Source organism: Alkalihalobacterium elongatum, assembly GCF_019024285.1.
GTDB lineage: Bacteria > Bacillota > Bacilli > Bacillales > Bacillaceae_F > Alkalihalobacterium > Alkalihalobacterium elongatum.
The window spans coordinates 42,307-64,934 of record NZ_WMKZ01000026.1 but is presented as its reverse complement, the minus strand read 5'-3'; the positions used below and the strand labels follow the sequence as shown (position 1 = coordinate 64,934).

24 protein-coding genes and 1 riboswitch are annotated in these 22,628 nt (G+C 39.2%); of the genes, 8 read left to right on the top strand and 16 right to left on the bottom strand.

Going from position 1 to position 22,628, the window contains the following annotated elements; all coding sequences use genetic code 11:
* The first annotated feature begins 56 nt into the window (after nucleotides 1–56).
* Complete coding sequence (locus GKP30_RS18965) at nucleotides 57–365, top strand: hypothetical protein (protein ID WP_216831045.1); 309 nt, start codon at nucleotides 57–59, stop codon at nucleotides 363–365.
* 50 nt (nucleotides 366–415) lie between these two features.
* On the top strand, nucleotides 416–655 hold the full coding sequence (locus tag GKP30_RS18960; protein WP_216831044.1) for a NifU family protein: 240 nt from the start codon (nucleotides 416–418) through the stop codon (nucleotides 653–655).
* 38 nt (nucleotides 656–693) lie between these two features.
* Here GKP30_RS18960 and thrB read toward each other — a convergent pair whose 3' ends face one another.
* From thrB to yutH, 6 genes are all read right to left on the bottom strand, one after another.
* Nucleotides 694–1,614 (bottom strand): homoserine kinase, encoded by a 921-nt coding sequence (thrB, locus tag GKP30_RS18955; RefSeq protein ID WP_216831043.1) that lies wholly within the window; start codon nucleotides 1,612–1,614, stop codon nucleotides 694–696.
* A complete protein-coding gene (thrC, locus tag GKP30_RS18950; RefSeq protein WP_216831042.1) occupies nucleotides 1,611–2,675 on the bottom strand; it encodes a threonine synthase in 1,065 nt (354 codons plus the stop codon). The genes thrB and thrC overlap by 4 nt, the downstream gene beginning before the upstream one ends.
* Before the next feature lie 4 nt (nucleotides 2,676–2,679).
* The gene (locus GKP30_RS18945; protein ID WP_216831041.1) at nucleotides 2,680–3,972 is read right to left on the bottom strand and encodes a homoserine dehydrogenase; all 1,293 of its coding nucleotides are present in this window, start codon (nucleotides 3,970–3,972) and stop codon (nucleotides 2,680–2,682) included.
* Nucleotides 3,973–4,544: 572 nt separating this feature from the next.
* Nucleotides 4,545–4,766, bottom strand: a complete 222-nt coding sequence (locus GKP30_RS18940) for a DUF1450 domain-containing protein (RefSeq protein ID WP_216831040.1) — start codon at nucleotides 4,764–4,766, stop codon at nucleotides 4,545–4,547.
* A 1-nt stretch (nucleotide 4,767) separates the two neighbouring features.
* On the bottom strand, nucleotides 4,768–5,748 hold the full coding sequence (locus tag GKP30_RS18935; protein WP_216831039.1) for a 2-hydroxyacid dehydrogenase: 981 nt from the start codon (nucleotides 5,746–5,748) through the stop codon (nucleotides 4,768–4,770).
* A gap of 32 nt (nucleotides 5,749–5,780) precedes the next feature.
* A complete protein-coding gene (yutH, locus tag GKP30_RS18930) occupies nucleotides 5,781–6,815 on the bottom strand; it encodes a spore coat putative kinase YutH (protein WP_216831038.1) in 1,035 nt (344 codons plus the stop codon).
* Between the two features lie 340 nt (nucleotides 6,816–7,155).
* Between yutH and GKP30_RS18925 the strand changes: the two genes are divergently transcribed.
* The gene (locus GKP30_RS18925; protein WP_216831037.1) at nucleotides 7,156–7,647 is read left to right on the top strand and encodes a phosphatidylglycerophosphatase A family protein; all 492 of its coding nucleotides are present in this window, start codon (nucleotides 7,156–7,158) and stop codon (nucleotides 7,645–7,647) included.
* A 76-nt stretch (nucleotides 7,648–7,723) separates the two neighbouring features.
* Here GKP30_RS18925 and GKP30_RS18920 read toward each other — a convergent pair whose 3' ends face one another.
* The 3 genes from GKP30_RS18920 to GKP30_RS18910 all read right to left on the bottom strand — a co-directional run bounded on the left by GKP30_RS18920 (nucleotide 7,724) and on the right by GKP30_RS18910 (nucleotide 10,439).
* Nucleotides 7,724–8,500 (bottom strand): TIGR01457 family HAD-type hydrolase, encoded by a 777-nt coding sequence (locus GKP30_RS18920; protein WP_216831036.1) that lies wholly within the window; start codon nucleotides 8,498–8,500, stop codon nucleotides 7,724–7,726.
* A 122-nt stretch (nucleotides 8,501–8,622) separates the two neighbouring features.
* Entirely contained in the window at nucleotides 8,623–9,267 is a 645-nt protein-coding gene (locus GKP30_RS18915) for a helix-turn-helix transcriptional regulator (RefSeq protein WP_216831035.1), read from the bottom strand.
* A gap of 728 nt (nucleotides 9,268–9,995) precedes the next feature.
* Nucleotides 9,996–10,439, bottom strand: a complete 444-nt coding sequence (locus GKP30_RS18910) for a DUF86 domain-containing protein (protein WP_216831034.1) — start codon at nucleotides 10,437–10,439, stop codon at nucleotides 9,996–9,998.
* Nucleotides 10,440–10,712: 273 nt separating this feature from the next.
* On the opposite strand from GKP30_RS18910, the gene glpX reads away from it, so the two are divergent.
* From glpX to GKP30_RS18895, 3 genes are all read left to right on the top strand, one after another.
* Complete coding sequence (glpX, locus tag GKP30_RS18905; RefSeq protein ID WP_216831033.1) at nucleotides 10,713–11,687, top strand: class II fructose-bisphosphatase; 975 nt, start codon at nucleotides 10,713–10,715, stop codon at nucleotides 11,685–11,687.
* 12 nt (nucleotides 11,688–11,699) lie between these two features.
* Nucleotides 11,700–11,966: a DUF3055 domain-containing protein gene (locus tag GKP30_RS18900; protein WP_216831032.1), complete on the top strand. Its 267-nt coding sequence runs from the start codon at nucleotides 11,700–11,702 to the stop codon at nucleotides 11,964–11,966.
* Nucleotides 11,967–12,226: 260 nt separating this feature from the next.
* Nucleotides 12,227–12,535 carry a cytosolic protein gene (locus tag GKP30_RS18895; RefSeq protein ID WP_216831031.1) on the top strand — a complete coding sequence of 103 codons (309 nt, stop codon included), beginning with the start codon at nucleotides 12,227–12,229 and terminating at the stop codon, nucleotides 12,533–12,535.
* Nucleotides 12,536–12,858: 323 nt separating this feature from the next.
* On the opposite strand, the gene GKP30_RS18890 is transcribed toward GKP30_RS18895, so the two are convergent.
* Nucleotides 12,859–13,146 carry a YutD family protein gene (locus GKP30_RS18890; protein ID WP_216831030.1) on the bottom strand — a complete coding sequence of 96 codons (288 nt, stop codon included), beginning with the start codon at nucleotides 13,144–13,146 and terminating at the stop codon, nucleotides 12,859–12,861.
* Between the two features lie 338 nt (nucleotides 13,147–13,484).
* On the opposite strand from GKP30_RS18890, the gene GKP30_RS18885 reads away from it, so the two are divergent.
* Nucleotides 13,485–14,165, top strand: coding sequence for a YhcN/YlaJ family sporulation lipoprotein (locus tag GKP30_RS18885; protein WP_216831029.1), 681 nt, complete (start codon nucleotides 13,485–13,487; stop codon nucleotides 14,163–14,165).
* A 127-nt stretch (nucleotides 14,166–14,292) separates the two neighbouring features.
* On the opposite strand, the gene lipA is transcribed toward GKP30_RS18885, so the two are convergent.
* The gene (gene lipA / locus GKP30_RS18880; RefSeq protein WP_216831028.1) at nucleotides 14,293–15,210 is read right to left on the bottom strand and encodes a lipoyl synthase; all 918 of its coding nucleotides are present in this window, start codon (nucleotides 15,208–15,210) and stop codon (nucleotides 14,293–14,295) included.
* 184 nt (nucleotides 15,211–15,394) lie between these two features.
* On the opposite strand from lipA, the gene GKP30_RS18875 reads away from it, so the two are divergent.
* Nucleotides 15,395–16,399, top strand: coding sequence for a M23 family metallopeptidase (locus GKP30_RS18875; RefSeq protein WP_216831027.1), 1,005 nt, complete (start codon nucleotides 15,395–15,397; stop codon nucleotides 16,397–16,399).
* A 294-nt stretch (nucleotides 16,400–16,693) separates the two neighbouring features.
* On the opposite strand, the gene GKP30_RS18870 is transcribed toward GKP30_RS18875, so the two are convergent.
* From GKP30_RS18870 to GKP30_RS18850, 5 genes are all read right to left on the bottom strand, one after another.
* A complete protein-coding gene (locus GKP30_RS18870) occupies nucleotides 16,694–16,801 on the bottom strand; it encodes a methionine/alanine import family NSS transporter small subunit (RefSeq protein ID WP_216831026.1) in 108 nt (35 codons plus the stop codon).
* A complete protein-coding gene (locus GKP30_RS18865; protein ID WP_216831025.1) occupies nucleotides 16,801–18,312 on the bottom strand; it encodes a sodium-dependent transporter in 1,512 nt (503 codons plus the stop codon). The genes GKP30_RS18870 and GKP30_RS18865 overlap by 1 nt, the downstream gene beginning before the upstream one ends.
* 311 nt (nucleotides 18,313–18,623) lie before the next feature.
* Nucleotides 18,624–20,156, bottom strand: a complete 1,533-nt coding sequence (locus GKP30_RS18860) for a Na+/H+ antiporter NhaC family protein (RefSeq protein WP_216831024.1) — start codon at nucleotides 20,154–20,156, stop codon at nucleotides 18,624–18,626.
* A 154-nt stretch (nucleotides 20,157–20,310) separates the two neighbouring features.
* Nucleotides 20,311–20,482, bottom strand: a riboswitch (Lysine riboswitch).
* A 211-nt stretch (nucleotides 20,483–20,693) separates the two neighbouring features.
* Nucleotides 20,694–21,524, bottom strand: coding sequence for a sporulation protein YunB (gene yunB, locus GKP30_RS18855; RefSeq protein WP_328703183.1), 831 nt, complete (start codon nucleotides 21,522–21,524; stop codon nucleotides 20,694–20,696).
* 162 nt (nucleotides 21,525–21,686) lie between these two features.
* Complete coding sequence (locus tag GKP30_RS18850) at nucleotides 21,687–22,172, bottom strand: dihydrofolate reductase (protein ID WP_216831023.1); 486 nt, start codon at nucleotides 22,170–22,172, stop codon at nucleotides 21,687–21,689.
* Nucleotides 22,173–22,628: the final 456 nt, after the last annotated feature.

Below are 22,628 nucleotides of genomic sequence, written 5' to 3'. Positions count from 1 at the left end.
AAAGAAAAGCGCAAGGGGCCTGCTTATCGGCGACAAGCGCTGGAGGGCCAGCAAAAGTGTCCGTTTCTTTGGACACGTTGATGGACCGAAGCGACCTCGAGCCGATGGACCCTGGAGCTAGACAAAGAAAAGCGCAAGGGGCCTGCTTATCGGCGACAAGCGCTGGAGGGCCAGCAAAAGTGTCCGTTTCTTTGGACACGTTGATGGACCGAAGCGACCTCGAGCCGATGGACCCTGGAGCTAGACAGAGAAAAGCGCAAGGGGCCTGTTCAGGGCGTATGGACTGGAGCCTCTCCGTATGGGGTAAGCAGCTGTTAACACTATTGAAAAATTGGAAATTCAGGATTTACAGTGCACAATCATAGATTTTTTGGTGAATGGATATTATAATTGAGGAAAGAAAGGAGTGTTATAAATGGCAAGTGAAGAAATGCGTGCACAAGTTGAAGAAGTACTAGATAAGCTTCGTCCTTTCCTTCTTCGTGATGGAGGAGACGTTGAGTTTGTAGATATCGATGACGAAGGTGTAGTAAAAGTTCGTCTATTAGGAGCTTGCGGTTCTTGCCCAAGTTCAACAATCACATTAAAAGCTGGTATCGAACGCGCTCTTTTAGAAGAAGTACCAGGCGTAAAAGAAATCGAGCAAGTATTTTAATGTATGCAAAAAGATCCCCAAGATTGGGGATCTTTTTTTTATCTTTCAGTAACCGATGATTGAAAGTGTTCCACTTTTACTCCCTCGTTCGCAGGTTGAACTAATTCCACTGAAAACGACGGGTAGTTCTCGTATAGTTTTTGCTTTAATACTTCACCTTTATTTTTTTCTGTAAAACAAATGATCGCTGGCCCAGCCCCACTTAAAGCAGCACCGTACCCACCTAATTCATGGATTGAGTTCATTACATCCTCTAACCCGTCCACGAGTGGTAGTCGATAGGGCTGATGGAAAAGATCACGCGTCATCATCTGTCCAGCTAACTTCCAATTTCCTTGCATGATTGCAGCCACTAAGACATTTGCAAGACCACTGCCTCTAATAGCATCTTTAAATGGCAGTTGTTCAGGTAAAATACTTCTCGCTTTTTTCGTTAGCAGTTCCTTATCAGGTACGAGCATAACAAGATCAATTTCAGGTACACCACAATAGACGACATCCGTTCGCTCTGCGCTATGGCTTCCAACAACTAATCCGCCGTAAATCGATGGTGCTACGTTATCAGGGTGACCTTCCCACAGGCTTGCAAACCTTACTTTTTCATCAGTCGTTAAATTCGCCTGTAATAGTTGGTTAGCTAACTCAATGCCAGCAACAATCGCTGCTGCACTACTCCCCAATCCTCTAGCTAGGGGAATATCGCTGACCATTTCAACATCACAAGGATACAGGTCACCACTTAGCTCATGGGCGATGTGTTCTGCAACTTCGTAAATGAGATTTTCTTTTCCTTCAGGAACACCTTTTAGCTCTGGAGAATTGGAATGAAAACGCCATTTATCGCTCGGTTGAACTTTTAATGTTAAATAACGGTTGACCGCTAAACCGATTGAATCGAAGCCTGGCCCTAAATTTGCAGAGCTTGCAGGAACCGTAATGAGCATTTTCTCTAAGCTCATTGGTGGACACCGCCTTTAATGTGTTCCATAAAGGCTTCCTCACTATTTGGTAGAACAACAGGTTTTACTTCAACTGTCCCCATCGCTGTTGTAGGATCTTTTAGTCCGTTTCCTGTTAACACACAAACGACTTTCGAACCTTTTTTGATTTCACCTGATTGGATTTGCTTCATAAGTCCTGCAATGGAAGCACATGATGCTGGTTCAGCAAAAACACCTTCTCTGCTAGCGAGCAGTTTGTATGCTGCTAAAATTTCGTCATCTGTTACATAATCAATTTTTCCATTTGATTCGTCTGCAGCAGCTACCGCCTGCTTCCAGCTCGCTGGATTCCCAATTCGTATCGCTGTTGCAATCGTTTCTGGTTCCTCAATCACTTCATTTTTCACGATGGCAGCAGCACCTTCAGCCTCAAAACCACGCATCTCTGGAAGACCCGTTTGCTTATGTTCGTTATATTCTTTGAAGCCTTTCCAGTACGCTGTAATGTTACCTGCATTTCCAACTGGGATCGCTAATACATCTGGTGCTTGCCCGAGAGCATCACAAATTTCAAAGGCAGCCGTTTTTTGACCTTCAATACGATATGGATTGACTGAGTTTACGAGTGTGATCGGTTCTTGCTCACTAATTTTTCGAACAATATCTAAAGCATTATCAAAGTTCCCTTTAATTTCAAGCACTTCAGCACCATACATAACAGCTTGCGCAAGCTTTCCTAAAGCAATTTTGCCTTCTGGAATAACTACGATGCAACGAAGACCTGCACGAGCGCCGTACGCAGCTGCAGCAGCTGATGTATTTCCTGTAGAAGCACAAATGATTGTTTTACTACCTTCCTCTTTTGCTTTGGCAACAGCCATGACCATTCCACGATCTTTAAAAGAACCTGTAGGGTTAGCCCCTTCTACTTTTACATAGACTTCCACTCCCCATTCCTTTGAAAGATTTTCTAATGGAATCAGTGGAGTATTTCCTTCTCGTAATGACAGCATTGGTGTATTTTCATTTATCGGTAAAAATTGTTTATATTCTTCTAGTAAACCTTTCCACTTACTCATAATATTACTTTCCCCCCTCAACACGGTAACTGCTTTCAACAGATTGAATAACCTCTAGGTCGTTTAATGCTTGGTAAATCTCTTCATATGTCTTTTTACTTGTCGTATGTGTGATAATAATGATTTCTGCTAATTCTGCTTCTTTAATTGGCAATTGTAAAAGCTTCTCAAAACTTACACCGTGTTGTGCAAACAATGAGGTAATCGCCGAGAATGTACCTGCCTTATCAACAACATGCAAACGCAAGAAATATTTGGATTTTATTTCTTCATCTGTTTTTAATTCTTTATTATAAAGTGGAGCAATGACATTTCTTCCTGTAACTCCAAGTCTCATGTTTTTCATCACTGTAACGAGGTCAGAAACGATAGCTGTGGCCGTTGGTAATGAACCAGCTCCAGGTCCGTAGAACATCGTCTCACCTACTGCTTCTCCGTACACATAAACGGCATTAAACTCATCATTTACTGACGCTAATGGATGTTCACTTGGTAATAAAGTTGGCTGCACACTAACTTCAACTCGACCTTCATTCCGATCCGCCAAACCAATTAATTTCATCGTATAGCCGAGCTGGTCGCAATAGTGAAGATCCTCTTGAGTGATCGTTGTAATCCCGCGAACAACAACATCTTCTAGCTTAACGTTCATGGAGAAGCCTAATGTTGCTAGGATTGCCATTTTTCGCGCTGCGTCGAGGCCTTCAACATCAGATGTAGGATCACTTTCAGCAAACCCTAACTCTTGAGCCTCTTTTAAAACTTCCTCATATGAGCTGCCTTGCTTGCTCATTTTCGTTAAAATAAAATTCGTCGTTCCATTCACAATCCCCATCATTTTTGTAATTCGGTCAGAAGCTAACCCTTCTGATAAGCTACGGATGATCGGTATGCCCCCTGCAACACTCGCCTCATAGTATAAGTCACAGCCGTTATCTTGAGCGACTTGGAGCAGCTCTGCCCCGTGTAGAGCCATTAAGTCTTTATTCGCTGTAACGACATGCTTTTTATTTTGTAACGAACGAATAATAAAGGCTTTTGCCTCTTTTACTCCCCCCATAACCTCGATAACTACGTCAATATTAGAGTTGTCGATAACCTCATCTGGATTTTCGGTTAATTTATTTTCATCTATTTCTACGTTTCTCTTTTTTTCAAGAGAGCGGACAAGCACTTTACCAACTGTCACTGGACATCCGACTTGGTGCATGAGCTCTTCTTGATGTCCTTCAACGATTTTAATAACACCCGAACCAACCGTTCCTAGACCAAGTAATCCGATCGAAATCCCTTTCACATTCCCCACTCCTCAACATTGGTTTTATTCTTTTTATGTGTATCCAGAATAAACAAATGTATATCTATAAAGGACATTATAATTCTAGTGCCTTTAATTTACAAGGGTTTATTTGAATTATTTTTCTATTAAAATAATTCTAACACATTGTGCTCGTTTCGATTATAAAGAATTGATGAACAATATGAACTTTATGAATGATTAATATGTAGTTTTGGGCGATTCCTTTAGAAAAGTCTTTAGGCTTGTAAAATTTCACTTTTCACAAAAAGTTGGGGCAAAAGGATGAAGATCGAGTATTAAATTTGCTGATTTGGAGGGTTGATGAAATTATTACTCGTTAACAGCACCTTTTTACTACTGTATATCAGAAATATCGGCGTAACCTTGAATATATCGGCGAACTCTTTAAATATATCGGCGCAATTTTGAATATATCGGCGTAACTTGAGATTTATCGGCGCAAAATCAATTATATCGGCGAAACTAACATTTTCTGTTTTTTTAGAGCAACAACATTTGGTAAAAAACAAAAAAAGGAAGGACAGGTCCTAATGACCGTCCTTCGCCTTCTATTTTAGTTTCGCAATAATTTTTTCATATAATTGCTCTGGGGTTGATGCTGTCAATCGTTCTCCACCGATCATGCAATGAAATTCTTCTGCACAGCGATGACAGTTACCGATACAACTAAACGTTTGTACGTTAACATCTTTTCTTTTTTCAAGATCGGAAAAAATCGCTTCACTTCCGTTTAATCGATTAATAAAGCAACATTCGATTTGGTGAGACATTCTACACTCCTAATTCTTTTAAATTGACAGCGGCAATCGGTTGTTCTCCTTTTAGGTATCTCGTGATATTTTGAACTGTCATCTTAGCCATTGCATCTCTCGTTTCAACCGTAGCGCTTCCAATATGAGGTATCGCTACAACATTCGGAAGTTGAACTAGTGGGTGCGTTGCTCGGATTGGCTCTTCTGCAAATACATCAAGGCCTGCTCCCTTTATAATCCCTTTTTGTAACGCTTCTAACAGAGCTGGCTCTTTAACCAATCCACCTCTTGATGCATTAATAAAAATAGCCGAGCTTTTCATCTGTTGAAACGCCTGTTCATCAAATAACTCCTTCGTTTCAGGCGTCAGCGGTGCTAAACATACCACATAGTCCGATTGCTCCAGCAATTCTTCAAAAGTACAATACTTTGCCCCAATTTTTTGTTCAGCTTCCTCTTTTCGTGAGCGGTTGTGATATAAAATATTCATATCAAACCCTTTCGCCCGCCTTGCAACGGCTTCGCCAATTCGTCCCATACCGACAATACCGATAGTTTTATGATGGACATCCGTTCCTGCAAGAAGGTAAGGACTCCATTGGTTCCACTCATCATTTGAAATATAACGCGTAGCTTCAGGAATTCTCCTGGCTGTAGCTAATAATAGCGCAAATGTTAAATCCGCAGTCGTATCTGTTAGCACATCTGGCGTATGGCAAACAACAATCCCTTTACTTGTTGCTAATTTAACATCAATATTGTCATACCCCACTGCCATATTTGCAATTACTTTTAAATTAGGACAATTGGTTAACTGTTCGGAGCGTATCGGGTCTGAAACGAGAGAAAATAACGCGTCAGCTTTTTCCAGTTCCTTTTTTAATACATCATTAGGAACAGGGACATCTTCATGGTCCCACATCTTGACTTCCGCAACTTCATAAAGTTCAGTTAAAAGGTTTTCTGGGATTTTTCTCGTAATAAAAATATATGGCTTCATTTATAATTTCCTACCTTTTTTAACCGATCTTCTCATAAATAGTGGAGCCAATCAACCCTTGGGACCCGCGCGACCATTTGACTATTTTCCATCAAATCATAAAACTCGGTGAGAAATTTTTGATTTCTTTGTTCTCGGTCAATCAAGTTAAAAAAAGTTTCCCCGTAATACATTCGTTCTTCCTTCAATTGAGTGCCATAATAATTTTCTAACGTTTCAAAGTAGTTTAACGGGAACAACAATCTGGCATAAATCATTCGCCATGCATAAGAACTTAACGGGGTTACACTTTCATAATCATAAATAAATGAAACGATATTTTCTTCTGAAAATTCCTCTCCATGAAATTCACTTCGAATCCATTCTGCCACGTCTCGGCTTGGGTGGTCGATAATAAAATTCGATGGAAGCTTTATTAAAGAATCTGGTGTGTTTGGTGAAGAAAGCCATGAATTTTCTCTAAAACTGTTATGGCAAATAACTGGTTGTTCATTGGCTCGATAAGGTTCATCAATATCACTATCTGCAACGTATTGTATGGCATTTTCAGTCAACCCCATATAGTAGGGAAAACTCATTACAAATGCTTCATCAACTTCTGTTTGAGGTAGTTGTTGTAACATTCTTTGATACCATTGCTCTAATTGGGTTAGTCTTTTTTCCCAAATTAGTTTCCAGTGTCCATAATAGTTCGTGGTTGAATGGCGCACAGACTGAATACGACTCCCCTTATGGTGAAAGAAAGCTAGCGTTCGACCAATCCCTTCTCCTTCACCTCTCCATTCATTTTGACCGCTAGGAAGCTTAAATAAAAATCCTTCAACCCCATCTACTAAAGCAATGGATTGGTTCCGAATCGTTGGAATTACCTCTGCTATACTTTGTTCTCCATTTGTTTTAAGATGCTCCGACATTAATACCATATCTTGAATGGTTTGGCCTGCGGTAAATTGAATTGGGACAAATACATAATATTCCTGCTTCGCTTCAAAGCCTTCAAAATCGCCTAACATGAACCGTTCCTCACAGTACAGCTGATAATAGTCGTAGATATTGCGCTCAAACATGTTTTATTCACTCCTCGTCAGCCTACTTCATAATATAGTCTATGACCTATATTTAAAAAAGTGTAACTAAGGATTGGGCTCGTTGTATTTATGACAAGTATGTTTTTAGAAGACCAACATACAATAAATAGTATCTGGATATTTTTTTTAAGCGTGTAACAGTTGAGATCCTCATAATGTGGGTCTCTATGAAGCATAATGATGTTGTTATCGGTATCTGGTTTCTGGTTAATGCTATGTTCCGTCTGTGTCTTTAATCTTACGGCGGGCAACGATTTTTTATGAAGGTTACCAGGAAAGATGGACAACTAGTGCTGAAATTATAAATGAGGTGATGTAGATGAAGGAAGAGTATAACCTCGAGGAAGTAGCAAGAAAATCGCTAGAAGAACGAGGAGTTTCCTTAGATGATATTGCCGATCTTGTTTACTTCTTACAAGTGAAATATCATCCAAATTTAGATATTGATGAGTGTAAGTTGAACGTTGATCGTGTTCTTTCAAAAAGAGAAGTACAAAATGCGATTATTACAGGGATACAACTAGACAAACTGGCTGAAAAAGGCCTAATTGAGGAACCACTATTGAGTATTATTCAAAGCGATGAAGGATTATATGGTGTCGATGAAATTATTGCTTTGTCAATTGTTAATGTTTATGGCTCGATTGGTTTTACAAATTACGGGTACATCGATAAACAAAAACCTGGTATCCTTGAGAAACTAAATGATAAGGAATCCAAAGAATGCCATACGTTTTTAGATGATATTGTCGGTGCAATTGCAGCCGCAGCATCTAGTCGACTTGCACACCGCGCCGCAAACTGTGAATAAAAAATGGGTGCCAGGCACCTTTAGCACTGTATTGAGCTAAAGGTGCCTGGCACCGTTTATTAATACCTTTATTCTTTTATTCTTCTGCAAACACATATTCTGATAACGATGTGAGTGAATAGGTTGGTTGATGTTCAACTTGTTTTAAATCTTCTTTTGACGTAACACCAGTATGAACGATCAGCGTGTCAATCCCCGCTTTTATCCCTGCCATAATATCCGTATCGTAGTTGTCGCCTATCATTAATGTTTCTTCTTTACTCGTACCCAATTGCTGTAATGCCTGTTCGATGATAATTGATTCGGGTTTTCCAATGAATGTAGGTGTTACTCCTGTAGAAACAGCAACCACTGACGTAAGCGAACCATTTCCAGGCAGAAGTCCCCTCTCCGTCGGTATCGCTTTATCGCCATTCGTCGAAATAAAAGTTGCTCCTTTTCTTACATGCAAGCATGCCTGAGCCAATTTCTCATATGTGATAGCGCGATCAATGCCCATCACGACAACATCAGCTTCTTGTTCTGCAGTAATTTCGAGCCCCTTGGACTGCAGCGCTTCTTGCAGACCAACTTCACCGATCATAAATACCTTGGATGCTTTATTAATCTCAGCTATGTAGTTGGCTGTTGCTAAGCTTGTTGTAAACACGTGATCGCTCGTCGATTGAACTCCCATTTGATTCAATGTATGGGACACTTGTTCAGGTGTCTTTGATGAATTATTCGTCACAAATAAGTATGGTAAACCTGATTGATGAATTCGATTAATCCAATCCACTGCTTCTTCAATTCGTTCTTTACCACGGTAAACCGTTCCATCTAAATCAATTAAAAAACCTTTATAATTTTTCATAAGAACCCCTTTACTTTTGTTTTATGGTGCCTGGCACCCATAAATGCACCTTATCTTTATTTTCATATTATAGACTGGATAAATACAAAAAAGAAGTATAGCATCGGCCATACTTCTTTTCGCTATTTCTTTTTATCTTGAGCTTTAATTTTATAATAACAATGTGGTGTTTCATTGATAGCCATACATGTTTCGCATTCAATATCGTCTGTTTCTAACAGCTCTTGAAATAGCGATTGCTCACAAGCGCAGGCAACTGGATATTCCTTAGCAATTTGAGAAATGGGACAATTGTATTCTTTGAAGTGGATCGTGCCATCATCGGACTTCTCCCATTCAACCATATATCCATTTGTCGTTTGAACATCAGCTAATTCTTTAATACGTTCATCAAAGTTCTTGCCTTTGAAGCGCTCTTCTAACTCTTCTTTCATACGCTGCTTTCGTAACTCAAATAATTCATCGATCATTTGTTTTCCACTAATTTTTTCTATATCCTTTAAGAAACCTAGTGTGAGTGAAGCATAATTTCTCGGAAATAACTCTTCACCCTCTTGCGATAATGAATAAAGGGTCGTCGGTCTTCCCATGGCTTGCCTTACCATTTTCGTTTCAACAACTTGGTCTCTTTCTAACGTCCCTAAGTGTCTTCTAACAGCCATTTCAGTTATTCCTAGATGACTGGCTAGATTTGCGACAGTTAGACTTTTATGTTTTTTTAGCAATTGTAAAATTTGCTCTCGAGTCGAGGAGGCTGTACTATCCATCCTAACACCACCTTCCTCTATATTGTATTCCATTTATTATATTATGTAAATTTTTAAACAAAAATGTTTAGTATATATATAAAACGCTTAAGTTGGTAATTCCAAAACCCGTCATCACGGTACTTTTTGTTATTGAGATGATTGAAAACTCCCCTGCAAACACTTTTTACCCATAATTTGTATTGTTCTATTTTTAAATTTAAAAAGCATTCCTGCTGCGCTGCAGAAATGCCCATATGAATTAACCAAATCCTGTTAAAGAACGTTGTTGAATTTGGATTACATTATTAAATTAGATGTCGAAACCCCAATAAGTTTAATCACTGCCTGTTTTGGTTTTTAATTTCACCTAAGAGATTAAGAATCAAATAATTTTGTTCAATTATTTTCTTATTTTGGTTTCTTAATTTAGAAAATTCCCATATACACACGATTAAAAGAATAACCATGAAAATAGTAAGCATATCGTCCTCCTCAAATTCCCTTATGTATTAACTAGGTATTAACGATAACATACTTTTTCACTTGATTGGTCATTAGTGTACGTTTTCTACCTTTTCTATAAGTATCATTTACTTTACTATTTGGCCATGCCAACTAAAATAAAAAAGCGATGCCTTGTACAACATCGCCCTAGTTTGCATTCATTAGAAAAAGGATTAATCAGCTTGTGATTAGCCCCCTTTATCCTATTCAGTTTCAATGCCTAATTTTCTATGTCAGTTTGTCTAATCTTTAGGAAGAAATGCTGAAACTGGTCCTAGTTCTGATTCAAGATAACCACGTACCGCCCCTGGAAAAGCTTCAACTGCTGAAACATTATTTTCTAAAATGTTAAGTAATTGACTATGATCAACGGTTACATAAGCTTGTACAAGTGGCTTTCGGAAACGAATTACATGTCTTAGCTGTTCTGCGATAGTCGGCTCGACCACTTTCTCGTCTTCTAGAATATCAATAATATCCTCATAACTTCCTGGGTCTCGCATGATAAAACCATCAATCATCGCATTGCCTACGTCGATGATCGATTCGATCAAATTATGACCAATTCTTTCTAACGCCAACTTCTCTATCTCGGTTTCCCATGTTGCTTGGCCTCTGTACCTGTTCAGCAATAACTCAATATGATTTAACGTATTTTCAATCTTTTCACGGTCTACAAAATACATTTTCCATCACCCGATGTTCTTATTTTTTTATTTTTTATAATAGTAACAGTTTTCATCGATTTCGTCATGGATTGTTGAAGAAAAACTAACGTATCTCTTTACCTGATAGATAGCTCATTTCCATATCATTAGTATAACATAATCCCTAAATAACCTAGACATTGATTTATTTTTCTCGATATTTGTTCCATACTATTTCCTTATTATTGATGATTTTGTTATGATTAAACATGACATAACATATAAAGAGCTTTAGAACTGGAGGAGAATACATTGGATCGTGAACTTGCACTAGAGATCGTCCGAGTAACAGAAGCAGCTGCTCTTGCATCCGCACAATGGCTTGGTCGTGGGAAGAAAAATGAAGCAGACGATGCGGCAACAACTGCCATGCGTGCCATGTTTGATTCCGTCAATTGTAAGGGAGAAGTTGTCATTGGTGAAGGTGAATTAGATGAAGCACCAATGCTTTATATAGGTGAAAAGGTCGGTAGTGGGAATGGTCCCGAAGTAGATATTGCTGTTGATCCTCTTGAGGGAACAAGCATTGTTGCTAAAGGGCATCCTAATGCGATGGCTGTTATCGCTGTGGCAGATAAAGGAACTCTTCTACATGCACCTGATATGTATATGGAAAAAATCGCTGTGGGTCCTAAAGCTGCAGGTCTTGTTCGTATCGATGACCCAATTGAAAAAACGATCGATATTATTGCAAAAATGACGAACAAACGAATTCATGATGTAACCGTAATCATTCAAGAACGAGAACGTCATGCTGAACTAATTGAAAGAGTTCGTCAAAAAGGCGCACGTGTTAAACTGTTTGGTGATGGCGATGTTGGTGCTTCAATTGCTACGGCATTACCACATACGGGTATTGATTTATTCGTAGGTATTGGCGGAGCTCCGGAAGGGGTTATTTCAGCCGCTGCAATTAAAGCGCTTGGCGGGGACATGCAAGCGCGCCTTAAACCACAGGATGAGGCGGAGTTTGAGCGCTGTAAACGAATGGGACTTGAAGACCCCCATCAGATTTTAACGCTTGATGACCTCGTGCGTGGGGACGATGCGATTTTCGCGGCAACTGGTGTATCTTCTGGAGAATTACTACAAGGTGTCCGCTTTTTAGGTGGGGACTTAGTTGAAACTGATTCGATTGTGATGCGTGCGAAAACAAAAACGGTTCGTTATATTAAGGCACACCATCATTTAGAATATAAGCCACATTTACAAATGCATAATTCATAGAGGTGATAAAAAATGTCAGAACGTTTTTTCTTATATGATGAGGAAGAAACAACGAAAACGCGCTATGTAAGCTTTATGGGCGATAACCAACGTTTCGATCTTGCTATCGTGAAAACCACACGTCATTATGGTAAACAGCTTGTCTTAGACATGCAATCGAACCGATTCGCGATTATCGGTCAAGACGATTTAGATGAACCAGGCTACTTGGAGCATGTATATAAGCTTAGTGATGAAGATGCGGAAGAGCTTCGTTCATTTCTACAAGAAATGATGTAATCATAAGCAACATTTGGCAATACGGTCATTTTCAATTCAACAGCACAGTTGAATTGAAGTTCAAAAGGAGGACAAAAAGAGCCAAGGAGTTCAAGGCGGCGCAGCTGCGAGTAGCGCAGCGTATGCTTTAATACGTGAGCAACGCAGAAGCAAGACAACGCAGAAATCCCCAAGCTATTTTTCCCGGACTTTTGAATATCTTCTCTAAGGCTAAAAACCACCTTCTTCGGGCATATTAACCCATAGGAGGTGGTTTTATTATGGATGAACAACACCCACAGCGTAAAGATAAAGAACAAGCGACAGAGGCTTCCTATACGGATTTCTCTAACGTAGAAACACAGCGTAACTTTATCTTACCTGAACCGTTGCCTGAAGGCCCTTATGGTTCACCAATTAATCGTCCATTAGGAAAAAGTACCCCTTGGCGTGAAGGCCAACGTAGTTATAGTGCGTTTAACTATGAATTTAAATCACTGCATCAAAACTTACCACGTCAATTCCCAGGTGCTCATCCAACGCACGATGATCCAGATAAAAACGAAGAACCACCCTATACGAGTAAATAAACAGCAAAACAGTGAGGAGACGTCTCCCTCACTGTTTTTATACTTCTAATTAATATGTACTTATTGATACTGAGTCCATTATAAGCTATAAGTTCATAATTTTTGGTACTGATTTTCGTTTTATGATCCAAAGTCGACGATTTATGATCCTAATTTTCATTTTATGATCCGAAGTTGGCCGTTTATGATCCTAATTTTCGTTTTATAATCCGAAGTCGGCGATTTATGATCCGAACTACGATTTATGATCCAATACGGGACAATTTTTTCAATCCAACGTCTCATTTTATCAGTAGCAGTAAAATGATCCTACCTGTACTCTCTTAATTTTTTCGTCCCTCTTTTACTCTTTTTAAAACAAAATAAGGACAACCGAAATTACAATATTCGTACAAGTACTCCGAAAGGGTACTGATCTTGTTATCGTAATTCGATTTTTTATTATTATCCTCAAAAAAGCCTCTTAGGCGAAGCTGACTATAGCCCCAGTCTCCTACAATATAGTCATATTTATTTAAGACGTCACTATAACGTTCAACAAACTCTTCTTCATTCCAACCGTTTCGTACATCTTCTATAACCTCGAAGCTCAAGCCTTGTACTCGAACCATAAAGATCCCACCTCTTTTATATCAGTCAGTCATTTTATTTTACCATAAAGTAAAACTTCATACAGCGTGTTTTCGTTTAGCTGTATGTTAGTTGAACCAGACGGGGCGCTTACTTACGCTTAGACTAATTTTCGATCCTAGTCCTCTCTTTTTTAATTTGTACTAGATCAACATCGTTTGTCTGATTTTTAATCGTCACTGCCATATTAACCATAATTTTCATTCATTAAAAAAGTCAAGACTCGCTCAACCTATAAAGGAGATCTTTCAACATTCATTTTTGGACTTTGGTTTTGCAAAGTACTAAATCTTACGAATATCAGAAGGAGGGTCGTCGTATGAAAAAGAAAATGATCACTGCTTGTGTGCTTTCTTCAATGCTTTTAACTGCTGGTTGTCAGACGATGATGGGAAATGAAGCTCCAAATATGCAAGCAAGGCATACACAATATAACCCAAGTGGTGGTGGTGCTGGTATTCTTCATTCAGAAAGAAATGCCGTGCAAAACCCCGAGCATGCAGAGTTTGGGTTTGTCCGTCATCAAAAAGCCCAGGAACAACGTCAACATCGTCAGCCCGATGCTGCCTATATAGACCGTGACCTACTTGCTGATGCAATCAGTAAAATGGCAGTTTATCTCCCACAAGTTGAAGAGTGTGGAACTCTTGTTACTGATAAATACATTCTTGTAGCTTATAAAGCGGATGCTGAAGAAAACCGGGAAGATGTTGCCCTGCAAGTAAAAGTAACAGCGCAATCAATGGCTCCACGATACTTAGACGTCTATGTTACGGATAATCCAGAAATGATGGAAGACATTGAACGTTTTGGTGGATTAAGCAGCTTAACACCGCGAGTCGATGAGCTGTTAGAGCAACAAATTATGGATATGAACCCGATCTTCCCTAACCTTGAACGATTACAGGAAGGTGGAGACAGAGAAAGACAATATGAAGCACCTTATCCTTTAGAGCGCGACAAGGATATGCCAGAAGATGAAGGCACAGAGACATCTTAACAGTGAGCGAAAAATTCAATAGCAATACGTAAAGCGAGATTTCTCTCTGCTCTCCCAAAAATAAACAGCCAGGCAATGTAAAATGCCTGGCTGTTATGGGGAGCTTGATTAACAGCTAACTTGGAAGTTAGTTTGCGTCTTTTTCAATCACTTTCGAAGCTTCCATATGAACTTGTGCTTCATTTACTTGTTCATCGGCATGATAAGACGATCTTACTAGCGGACCAGCTTCACAATGGCTGAAACCTTTAGACATAGCAATCTCACGTAGCTCTTTAAATTCATCTGGATGATAGTACTTTACTACTTTTAAATGCTTTTTCGTCGGCTGTAGATATTGACCAATCGTCATGATATCTACGTCATGTGCCCTTAAGTCATCCATCGTTTCAATGATTTCTTCTTTTGTCTCACCAAGCCCTATCATTAAGCTTGATTTTGTAGGGATATCTGGGTGTAATTCTTTTGCTCTTTTTAAAAATTCAAGTGAGCGTTCATACGTTGCACGTGCACGAACTCTTGGCGTTAGACGTTTTACTGTCTCAATATTATGGTTTAAAATATTTGGTCGCGCATCCATTAACGTTTTGACGTTTTCATATACGCCCATCATGTCAGACGGAAGAACTTCAATTGTAGTAAACGGATTTTTCCTGCGAACCGCTCGAACCGTTTCAGCAAACACAGCTGCTCCACCATCTTTTAAATCATCACGTGCTACTGCTGTGATTACAGCGTGTTTCAAGCCCATAAGTTGTACAGAGTCAGCCACACGTTCAGGTTCTTGCAAGTCTAATTCAGTAGGAAGTCCTGTTTTTACTGCACAGAAACGACATGCTCGTGTACATACATCACCTAAAATCATAAACGTAGCTGTTTTACGCTCCGCCCAGCATTCATGTATGTTTGGACAACGTGCTTCTTCACAGACCGTATGTAAATTATTTTCACGCATCATTTTCTTTAAACCTGTATAGGTTTCGTTCGTGTTTAATTTTATTTTCAACCAATCTGGTTTACGAATATGTTCTTCTTTTTTAGCCATGGAACATTTCACTCCAACTATTTATTTTATTATACTAATGTATCACGTTTTGCCTGATACTCACAAATACCTTGTTTGATTACCAATAATTAACTCATATTATATTCCAAATAAATTACAAACTAACATTATGAACTTAAAGAGAAAATCGCCAGTTAAACCCACTAGAAAGGAGAATAACATAATGCTAAAAAAGTATGCAATCATTTTTGCAGTTATTCCTTTTCTGTTTGCTGCATTCCAACCCTACACTGTATTAGGAGAACAGAAAACCGAATCAAAATATGAACGAAGAATGGACTTGTATAAGAAGGTTGAAACGTTAACTAATATTCCTTGGAATTATTTAGCGGCTGTTGATACGTATGAACGTGGTTTACGAAAAGCTAGACGAGACCGCCTTGAAGAAAAAGGAGCTATTGGTATTTACTTTTCAGCTGAAGAATGGGCTGGTCCATTAAACCCTAATCCAGAAGACACCAACCCCCTATCCATAAGCTTATTCGGCGGAAAAGGCCTCGATGGTAATGGAGATGGTGTTGCAGACAGAGAAGACGATGAAGATGTCCTATACACGATGGCAAAACATTTAGAAACGTACGGATTTAATTTTGAAGATTTTAAAATTGCCCTATGGGAACATTACAATCGTGATCAATCGGTAAATATCATTGCGGGACATGCCCAAATTTATGAGAAATTCGGAACACTTGAGTTAACGAAAAATGCCTTCCCAGTTCCTTTAAACCATAACTACAGCTACCGTAGTACTTGGGGGGACCGTCGCGGCTGGGGTGGTCGAAGAATTCATGAGGGAACTGATATTTTTGCTAATTACAACGTGCCTGTCCGTTCAACGACATACGGTATCGTTGAATTAAAAGGATGGAATAAATACGGTGGCTGGCGAATTGGTATCCGTGATTTAAATAATGTTTACCATTACTATGCTCATTTAAGTGGATTCGAAAAAGGGATTGATCCTGGTACAGTTGTAGAGCCAGGCCAAGTGATTGGATATGTTGGAAGCTCTGGCTACGGAAAACCAGGAACACAAGGTAAATTCCCACCCCACCTTCACTATGGAATGTATCGGGATAACGGGATTACCGAATGGTCATTTGATCCCTACCCATCCCTTAGATCTTGGGAGAAACAAGAAAGAGCGGCTAGACGTAAAAAGCGCTAGAGCTAAGTGATTTTTAACGTCTATAAATAAACTTTATTCTGTGGATTAAAGGGCTATGAACTTAAATTAGAGTCGTAGCCCTTTTTTTGGGTAACAACGGATTGATTGTAGTTATGAACGAGGGGCTAAAAGAGGTAATGATCTTTCGTGACTGCATTCTCCTAAATTCTTCCTTCTCGAAGGCACGTAACGGTCCTTTCGAGCACGAGCAAGCTCTGTTCTATCCAAAAAACTTCCCTTAAAAAGAAAAAGCACTCTGATCAAAATCAGAGTGCTTTCTCTTTATTACTCTTTTTATTTATTGCTTTTCGCAACTCTTACTGCGTTTAAAATACTTAAAGCTAAGCCGCCCCAAACGATTGCGATCCCGATAATCATCATTGTAATTGCACTAGCACTCATTATAGTTCAGCTCCTTTTTCTTTAGGAATTTCTAAGTCATTTTGGCCCCATTTGATGGCAGAGAAGATAAATCCGATTATGATTGCTCCAATCGCAACTCCCCATCCTGAGTAAAGTAAGAATGACGTTGCATATCCCTCATAGTTTTCTTGAATGTTACCGATAAGATTTTGAATAGCCATATAGCCTAAAACGATTGGAGTAATAACTCCTAAGCAAATTTTCCACCATAATCCTAAGCGGATATCCGATACAGAGTTTGCATGGCTTTGAAGCTCTGGAAGCTTCTTAACGAACCAAGAAACAGTAACAACTGAAACAAGTCCTGAAAGTGCTACACCAAACGTGTTAATAAAGTGGTCTGCAGCATCTAAGAAGAATAATCCACCTTGTGTTGCGAAAAGAACAGAGATTAAAGCTGAAAGACCTCCACCAAACATTACTGCTTTACCACGAGAAACTTTAAATTTATCTTGGATACCTGCAACAAATGTTTGCACGATTGAAATTAATGATGATAAACCAGCTAATACTAAACAAGCAAAGAACAAGAAACCAAACAGGCCGTTAAGTGCTGGGAACGTATTAATGATTTGCGGGAATACAACGAATGCTAAACCAATACCCGCTGCTGCTACTTCGTTTAAAGGTACACCAGCTTGAGTCGCCATGAAACCTAATGCAGCAAATACACCAATACCAGCTAATACTTCAAAACTTGAGTTACTGAAACCTGTAATAAAAGCATTGTTTGTGATATCAGATTTCTTTCCTAAATAACTTGAATATGTGATCATAATTGCAAATGCAATGGATAAACTGAAGAATACTTGACCATAAGCTGCTACCCATACGCTCGGAGTCATAATTTCGCTCCAATTAGGTTTAAAGAACGCGTCAAGCCCAACAGCTGCCCCTTCTAAAGTTAAAGCACGGATAACGATAATTAAGAATAAAACTACAAGTGCAGGAATAAAAATTCGGTTTGCAACCTCGATACCCTTTTTAACACCTTTAAATAAAACACCTAATGTAATCACCCATACGATAATTAATGGGAAAAATACTGAAGGTACTAGACTTCCAATTTGACCAGGAACTTCAGCTAGTTGGAGATACTCTCCGAATAAGAAACCACCTGTGTCTTCACCCCAACGCTGTCCGATTGCGAAATAAGCGTAAGCCATCGCCCATGCAATAATAACTGCGTAGTAGGTTGCGATAACAAATGAAATCCCTACTTGCCACCAGCCAATCCATTCTGTTTTCTTGTTCATTCTTGCATAAGATAATGGCGCCGAACCACGATACTTATGTCCCATCGTGAACTCCATAATTAATAGTGGGATCCCTGCCGTTAATAGTGCGAATAAATATGGGAAGAAGAATGCCCCGCCTCCATTTTCATACGCAACATAAGGGAAACGCCAAATGTTACCTAAACCTACTGCTGAACCGACTGCTGCTAGAATAAATCCAGCACGTGTGCCCCATTGTTCACGTCCGTTCATTTCCATAACCCCTTTCTCTACATGACAGTTTTCTAAATTTTCTTTCTCTTAATAGCAAGTATATTCTACTTTCTCTAAGATAGTCTAGCAAAAAATAATATTTTTAAAAATATTATGAATATTTAATCGGAACGAATCCATTAGCATTCTTTAAAACCTACTACGAATTCTACAGTTCTTTCCCCTTTCTAGTACTAATTTTCAGATAATTTGTTATTTTATTATAATAAGTTTGTCCTACTTTGTAAATACCTTTGTCGAAATTAATCGAAAAAAATAGAGACTAAAGTTAGCCTCTATTTTTTCAATCGTTATACTACTCTCTTTAAAACGATAACAGTTACGATAAACGCTACAAATGATGCAATAAAACCAACTAGCATACTTCCAGTAATCCCTAATATTAGGAAGCCGATGATTGATATGACTGCAACGATTAAAGCGTAAGGCAGCTGTGTAATTACGTGGTCAATATGATGGCTACCAGCCCCAGTAGACGAGAGAATCGTCGTATCAGAAATCGGTGAACAGTGATCACCAAAAATCGCGCCCGCTAATACCGCTGCTAGCATCGGAAGTAACATCGTAATATCTAATGTTGCTGCAATATCTCCTGCAATTGGTAAAAGCATACCAAACGTTCCCCAAGATGTACCTGTAGAAAAAGCCATAGCTCCAGCAACAATAAAAATAATGACTGGTAACAGAGCAACTGGAATATTTCCATCAATTAATGATGCTAAATACGCCCCCGTACCAAGATCACCGATAATTTCAATGATCGTCCATGCAAAAATTAAAATATAAATTGCAGGAAGCATCGATTTAATTCCTGCCCACAAGCCAAAGCCAAAGTCTTTCGCTGGTACTTTTTTCGTTAATGTTAATATAACAGCGGCCGCTAATCCGAGTAATCCTCCATAAACGAGAGCAGCAGCTACATCGGTATTTTCAAAAATTTCAAGAAGCGTTGCTGTTCCTTCTGTTCCTTGAATACCTGTCGTAATCATAAAGAAAATTGTTCCTACAATTAAAGTGATAATCGGTAATACTAAATCGCGTACTTTCCCATTATCAACAGGCTGAATATCCATGTTTTCACCTGGAGGCGTTCCTTTTGCTTTATCGACAACTTCTCCTGTTTCAATAGCTAACATTTCGTGTTTTTTCATCGCACCGAAATCAAGCTTAAACCAAGCTACCGCAAGTACAAGTAAAACTGCAAATAAAGCATAATAGTTCATAGGAACAATAATTAAAAATGCCTGAAGTGCCTGATATTGAGTCACACTATGTGTCATTAGGATTCCGCCGATGATCGCAATGATATAAGCTCCCCAACTAGAAATTGGTGAAATTACACACATTGGAGCCGCTGTTGAATCTACGAGATACGCTAATTTTGAACGTGAAATACGGTGTCGATCTGTTAAAGGACGGCTCACATTTCCAACTGTTAAACTATTAAAATAATCATCAATGAAAATGATAATACCTAACACAACAGTTACTAATTGAGCACCTACTCTTGTTTTTACACGTTTAAGCGCCCATTCACCAAACGCACGACTACCACCTGATAAAGCTATTAATGAAGCGAGCATTCCTAGTAATAATAAGAAAAAGATAATATAGAGTTCCCAATCGTTAATCGCCCCATCAACATAGAAAATGGCTGCTACAATCCCAAAAATTTGCGCTATAGAGCTTATTGGATCAAACCCATTAAGCAATAAAGCACCGACAATAATCCCTGCCCCTAGCGAAATTAATACACGTCTAGTTAAAATAACCAAGACTAGCGCTAGGACTGGAGGAATTAATGATAATATCGATGTTTCCATCTTTTTACCTCCTCATATTTTCTTGTACCTTAAAAAGAATAAGAACCAAAAAGAGGCTTACTCTTAAGTGTCATTTCACCTCAACGATAGTTGAAGCGACGACTCTATTATCTTAGAGTAAGCCTCCTAAAGAAGCATCTATTGGCTCCTCATCAACTAAAGTAGTTCTCCACAGCAAGCTGTGACAGTGTTGCACCTATTCAATGCAACCCCAGCAAGAGTACGTTGGACGAGTACTCTCACTTCGGCAAGTTCCCCTTTCATCAATACTCACAGTTGTCATCCTCCTACTGATTACTATTGAAACTCGCGCCTCTACCTCACCATTTCTTGATGAGGTGTAACTATTCACTTTTCCTAAAAACCCATGAACCACGCTATAGTATAGCATTCTTCTAGAAAAACGCCAAATGTAATTTCTGCTACTTTCGACAAGAGTTAACACTAACTTTTTTCCCATACTTTGAGCAACAATCTTTAAGAAAAGAGCCTTTTCAATAAGAGTCAACTGGAGTCATCTTTCAGATCATCACAAAGTTAATTATCTCTTACAGCATCCTGAATGTCGGATTCTCTAATAAAAGTAGGTGCTGGCCCCGTGCCGCCCACATTATAATATTCTGGAACTTTTCCTGGAATTAACGTCATCCCAATCGGAATCGATGTCTTAACAACTTCCATATCCGTTGCAAAAGGAATAACAATTTTAACATCGACTTGCAGATCCAAGTATAGAGATAGCATTGTATTATTGATGCCTGTATTTTCTACCTGATGCCTCATGTTTGCCTTTACATCCCCAATCGCTGTGAAACGAATAGGAATTTGAGGACCTAAATGAGCCAGTAAAGCATTGTTTGTCGCTTGACCTAAGGGAATCGTATAGATTATCCCGTCTTGGGTATAAACTTCTTCGTTAAAATCTACTTCAACACCATCTGGAAGAACTAACTCATGTACTCTGCCTTGTTCCATCAAGCGCAAATATCGTTGTACTCGCTGTGTAGCTTCGGCTTGAACACGAGTAGCAATAGCTGAGTTAAAGGTGATGGAGGCGATATCCCCATTCCGATCCTTTTCAATAATGAGTAACTCATCCATATCTAACTGCTCGGCAATCTTTTTAGAAATGGCGTCATTAATGGCCTCTGTACCTAATACTTGCGTTTCCGTCTTGGCAATATGAATAAGCGTTGGCCGAATACCTTTCTCTACTAGCCAGAGCCCTTGTGCAGTGAGAACAATAAAAATAACAAAAGATAATAACAGAACATACCGAAATGGAAGCGGACCTTTCCTACTTCTATTCCCTTTTTTTTGCTTTAGGAGAGGGCCTTTCCACACCCCACGCTGTCTAAAACGAACCACTCCAAAAACCCCCTTTGCAAGAAATATATGCAAAAGGGGGACGGCCTTGACCTTAATTTTGTGAGAAAAGCCCAAATTTCTGTATGGACGAGCAAAATTATGACCAATGGTTATCGAGAATTCCACTTTAGAGACAGATGTTTTCACGATTTATTAAAAAGTTTATTCCCTTTCATAAACCGTAAAATAATAATCGTAAGGGTTTTTTTCATCTTTTATACCCTTTTCCCTAGAAACTTCCTTCCACTCTTTTTCATCAAAAGCAGGAAAGTATGTATCACCATCAAACTCTTCATCAATATGAGTAATATAAAGCTTATCTGCGATTGGAAATGCCTCTTTAAAAATTTCAGCTCCACCGATAATAAACGTTTCTTTGTTGCTGTGATCTACAAACTTCTTTACATCATCAAGTGAATGCATTACCGTACAACCGTCAGCTGAATATTCCTGATTGCGCGTAATGATAATATTTTCTCGGCCTGGTAATGGACGTCCGATCGACTCATATGTTTTTCTCCCCATAATAATGGGATGTCCCATCGTCACTTTTTTAAAATAAGCCAAATCAGCAGGAAGACTCCATGGCAAATCGTTATCTTTACCGATCACACGGTTATTATCCATGGCAACTAGAAATGAAATCAACGAACACAGCCCCTTTCTTAATACAAAAAATACTCAACGACTATTATAACCCTGGGTGTAGAAAAGCGAAAGGTGCCTGCTTATCGGCGACAAGTGCTGGAGGGCCAACCATTAGTGTCCTGCCCTTTGGACACGTTGGATGGACCGAAGCAACCTCGAGCCGATGGCACCTGCAGCTAGACAATAGAAAAGTGGAAGCGACCGGTTAGCGGCGTAGGGACTGGAGCCTCTCCGTATGAGATAAAGGATACACGGCGATCGTCAGTGAGCCGATGTTGACTTATCGTAAGGAGGAGAGCGAAGTCCACTAGACGCTGGTCGCTGGAACTAGACAGGAAAAGCGAAAGGTGCCTGCTTTTCGGCGACAAGTGCTGGAGGGCCAGCAATAGCATTCATACACAATTTTCTATGATGTTTGATGGCCCAGGCGCCTTATGATAATGCTTTTTTCTAATA

Coding starts and splice junctions, on each gene's coding strand:
- GKP30_RS18960 (WP_216831044.1), top strand. CDS start 416: ATGGCAAGTGAAGAAATGCGTGCACAAGTTGAAGAAGTACTAGATAAG.
- thrB (WP_216831043.1), bottom strand. CDS start 1,614: ATGAGCTTAGAGAAAATGCTCATTACGGTTCCTGCAAGCTCTGCAAAT.
- GKP30_RS18870 (WP_216831026.1), bottom strand. CDS start 16,801: ATGAGTGCTAGTGCAATTACAATGATGATTATCGGGATCGCAATCGTT.
- GKP30_RS18910 (WP_216831034.1), bottom strand. CDS start 10,439: ATGTATTTTGTAGACCGTGAAAAGATTGAAAATACGTTAAATCATATT.
- yutH (WP_216831038.1), bottom strand. CDS start 6,815: ATGTTTGAGCGCAATATCTACGACTATTATCAGCTGTACTGTGAGGAA.
- GKP30_RS18935 (WP_216831039.1), bottom strand. CDS start 5,748: ATGAAGCCATATATTTTTATTACGAGAAAAATCCCAGAAAACCTTTTA.
- thrC (WP_216831042.1), bottom strand. CDS start 2,675: ATGAGTAAGTGGAAAGGTTTACTAGAAGAATATAAACAATTTTTACCG.
- GKP30_RS18860 (WP_216831024.1), bottom strand. CDS start 20,156: ATGGAAACATCGATATTATCATTAATTCCTCCAGTCCTAGCGCTAGTC.
- GKP30_RS18915 (WP_216831035.1), bottom strand. CDS start 9,267: ATGGATAGTACAGCCTCCTCGACTCGAGAGCAAATTTTACAATTGCTA.
- GKP30_RS18875 (WP_216831027.1), top strand. CDS start 15,395: ATGCTAAAAAAGTATGCAATCATTTTTGCAGTTATTCCTTTTCTGTTT.
- GKP30_RS18925 (WP_216831037.1), top strand. CDS start 7,156: ATGAAGGAAGAGTATAACCTCGAGGAAGTAGCAAGAAAATCGCTAGAA.
- GKP30_RS18890 (WP_216831030.1), bottom strand. CDS start 13,146: ATGGTTCGAGTACAAGGCTTGAGCTTCGAGGTTATAGAAGATGTACGA.
- GKP30_RS18900 (WP_216831032.1), top strand. CDS start 11,700: ATGTCAGAACGTTTTTTCTTATATGATGAGGAAGAAACAACGAAAACG.
- GKP30_RS18920 (WP_216831036.1), bottom strand. CDS start 8,500: ATGAAAAATTATAAAGGTTTTTTAATTGATTTAGATGGAACGGTTTAC.
- GKP30_RS18940 (WP_216831040.1), bottom strand. CDS start 4,766: ATGTCTCACCAAATCGAATGTTGCTTTATTAATCGATTAAACGGAAGT.
- GKP30_RS18865 (WP_216831025.1), bottom strand. CDS start 18,312: ATGAACGGACGTGAACAATGGGGCACACGTGCTGGATTTATTCTAGCA.
- GKP30_RS18895 (WP_216831031.1), top strand. CDS start 12,227: ATGGATGAACAACACCCACAGCGTAAAGATAAAGAACAAGCGACAGAG.
- lipA (WP_216831028.1), bottom strand. CDS start 15,210: ATGGCTAAAAAAGAAGAACATATTCGTAAACCAGATTGGTTGAAAATA.
- GKP30_RS18885 (WP_216831029.1), top strand. CDS start 13,485: ATGAAAAAGAAAATGATCACTGCTTGTGTGCTTTCTTCAATGCTTTTA.